Here is a 3,056-nt window from a genome sequence, read left to right on the forward strand (position 1 = left end):
AGGCCATGGACATCGCCCGGCGCCTGGGCAACGGCGCCGGCGTGCTGCCGTACACGGTGCTGATCGGCCCGGACGGCAAGGTGCTGGCGCGGCTGGCCGGACGCGCCGACCCGGCCGACCTCGAACGTTGGCTCGACGGCGCGCGGCGCTGACCGAAGTCACTAGCAGGCCGTTCGGCTCGTCGCGGCACATGTCCGCGACGGCCTGCGCAAGCCATCGCTGGCTTGCCTGTCAGACTCGCCGCCACGGGCCGGCCCGCTCGCCGCCCTGCACGCGCCCTTCCGCGGCCAGCTTGATGAGGTGCGCGTACACCGACAGCTCGGCCAGACCGTGCAGCGCCTTGGGTACAGCGGCGTACAGCTCCGCCACCAGCTCCGGGATGCTGCGCCCGGCGCTGCCGTCGAGCGCTTTCAGAATGGCCGCCTCGCGCGCCAGGCGGTGCTCGATCACCTGCTGAACAATGGCCTGCGCGTCGTGCATGAGCCGGCCGTGGCCGGGGGCGATGCGCTCGATGGGTTCCTGCTGCAGGCGCCGCAGCGAGGCCAGATACGCCGCCATGTCGCCGTCGGGCGGCGCGATCACCACCGTGGTGCCGTCCATCAGGTGATCGCCGGCGAACAGCAGGCGCTCGTTTTCCAGCAGAAAACAGAGGTGATCGGCGGCGTGGCCGGGCGTGCGCAGGGCGCGCAGCGGGCCGGCGTCGGTCATCAGCACCTCGCCGTCGGCCAGCACGCGGTCGGGTGCGAAGCCCGGCGTGTTGACGCCGGCCAGCGGGATGCCGCTGCCGTACACCGGCACGCCAAGCTCGGCGGCGAGCCGCCGCGCGCCCGGCGCGTGGTCCGGATGGGCGTGGGTGACCAGCACCGCGGTGATGGCGCCGGCGGCCTCGATGGCGTGCAGATGCGCCGGATCGTCGCTGGCCGGGTCGATCACCAGCACCTGTCGGTGGCCGACCAGATACGTGTTGGTGCCGGGGCCGGTCATGAGGCCCGGGTTGGGCGCCGTGATGCGCCGCACGCCGGGCCAAACGTCCACCGCCCGCCCGAACGGGAACTCGGCCCGCACCGCGGGCGTGTCGAACGGGTTGCCGGTCGGCGCGCTCACAGCGCCACCCCGCGCAGGTCGACCTCCTCCACGCCCTCCGGCAGCGGCAGGCGCACGCGCTGCGGCTTGCCGTCGGCGCCCAGGATCAGCTGCGGCTGGATGGCCGGGATGTCGCGCATGGCCGCCACGTGCGCGAGCAGGCTGTCCGCGTCGGCGAAGCGGGCCAGGAACTCCAGCTGCTTGCGCGTGGCCGGCACCAGGTTGAAGCGGCCCGCGGCGTGGCGAGCCAGCGCGTCCGCCGGGCGCACCCAGCAGTGATCGACCGTCTCCTGCCCGTCGTGCAGCGGCTGCTGCCCGGCCGGCGCGCGGCACAGGAAAAACCGCGTGTCGTAACGGCGCGGCATGCCGTCCGGCGTGATCCAGTGGCTGTAGTAGTGCACCTGCTCGAGCGGCAGGCGCAGACCCTCGCGCGCACAGATGTCGGCCAGCGTGGTCGTGCCGGCGTTCAGCGCCGCCCGGTAGGCGGCAAAGCGCTGCTGCACGGCCGGCTCGTGCAGGCTGAGCGGACGGCCCGCCGCATCCGCCGCCAGCAGCACGCCGGCTTCCTCGAAACATTCGCGGATGGCGGCCAGATAAAACGCCAGCCCGCCGCTGGCGATGCCAAGGCGCGCGCTGGCCTCGGCGGCGCCGAGCCCGCTGCAGATGGCCTGCGCGGCTGCGTCGCCGTCGCTGCGATCCACCCCGCCGCCCGGGAACACATAAGCGCCGGCGTTGAAATCACTCTTGACGGTGCGCAGCAGCATGAACACCTCGAAACCCGGCGCGTCGGCGGCGTCGCGCACCAGCACCACCGTGGCGGCATCGCGTAGGGTCATGGCGGTTTTCTCCGTAGGCCGACTGAACGGTCATTATCGCGCCGCCGCCCGACCGGCGTCGTCGCACCATCCGCCCGTAAGGACATAAGATCGAAACCATGCGATCCGTGCCGACACTCGCCCGCCTGCGCCGCCTGTGCTCCTGGCGGCGGGTGCTGGCGTTTGCGCTGCTGGCGGCCGTCGCGGCGGGCCTGCTCGCCGTGCCGGAACGGGCGCGGCGTTACCTCGAAGAAACACTGGCCACGGCGAGCGGCGGGCAGGCGCGCGTGGCGGCGCTGCATTTGGACCCCTGGCGTCTGGCCGCCCGCGTCGACGGTCTTTACCTCACCGACGGCACCGGCGCGCTGCTGCTGGCGGCCGAGTCGGTCGGCGCCGATCTGGCCATCGACTCGCTGTGGACGCGCAGCCTGCACCTCGAATCGGTGGACCTGCGCGGCGTGCGCGGCCGGCTGGAGCTGCTCGAAGACGGCGCGCTTCGCCCGCAGCTGCCAGCCGGCACCGGCGGCAAGAATGACACCCCACTGCCGCGCCTGCGCATCGACCGCGTCGAGCTCGCCGGCGGCGCGCTGGCCGTGCGCGACGCCAGCGCCCGCCCGGCGGCGGCGCTGCGCCTGACCGATCTTCGTGTCACGCTGACCGGCCTCGACACGGCGGGCACGCCGGCCGCGCTGCAACTCGCCGGCCGGCTCGGCGGCGGCCGGCTGCGCATCGACGGCACGCTCGCGCCGGCGCCGCTGGCGCTGGACGTCACGCTCGCCGTGCAAAACGCCGACGCCGGCCCGGCGCTGGCTTACCTCGAGCGCGCGCTGCCGCTGCGCGCGCAGGGCGGCCGGCTGGATGCCGCGGCCGCGCTCGCGCTCGGTGCGGATGACCCGCTGCGCCTCAGCGACGGCCGCGTCAGCCTGCGCGGCGCGGTACTCGCCGACGCCGCCGCCGCACCGCTGGCCGAGGTGGGCGAGCTTCGCGTCGAGGGCCTCGCCGTCGATCTCGCCGCCCGGCGCCTGGCGGTGGGCGGCATCCGCGGACGCGACAACTGGCTGGCGCTGACGCGCGCCGCAGACGGGCGGCTCAACCTGCAGGCACTGACCGCGCCGGCCGGCGCTGCGCCGCCTTCCGCACCTGCGCCGGCGGCCGCGG

General features: G+C 74.5%; 3 protein-coding genes. 1 reads left to right on the top strand and 2 read right to left on the bottom strand.

Annotated elements, in window-relative coordinates:
* Positions 1–231: 231 nt before the first annotated feature.
* Positions 232–1,104, bottom strand: a complete 873-nt coding sequence (locus PHC73_RS13120) for an MBL fold metallo-hydrolase (protein WP_300129140.1) — start codon at positions 1,102–1,104, stop codon at positions 232–234.
* Entirely contained in the window at positions 1,101–1,919 is an 819-nt protein-coding gene (locus tag PHC73_RS13125; protein ID WP_300129143.1) for a hypothetical protein, read from the bottom strand. Before PHC73_RS13125 ends, PHC73_RS13120 begins: the two co-directional genes overlap by 4 nt.
* A gap of 98 nt (positions 1,920–2,017) precedes the next feature.
* On the opposite strand from PHC73_RS13125, the gene PHC73_RS13130 reads away from it, so the two are divergent.
* Positions 2,018–3,056 (top strand): DUF748 domain-containing protein (locus PHC73_RS13130; RefSeq protein ID WP_300129146.1); only part of this gene is annotated, 1,039 nt, incomplete at its 3' end.

The organism is Immundisolibacter sp., assembly GCF_028696615.1.
In the GTDB taxonomy this organism is placed as follows: domain Bacteria; phylum Pseudomonadota; class Gammaproteobacteria; order Immundisolibacterales; family Immundisolibacteraceae; genus Immundisolibacter.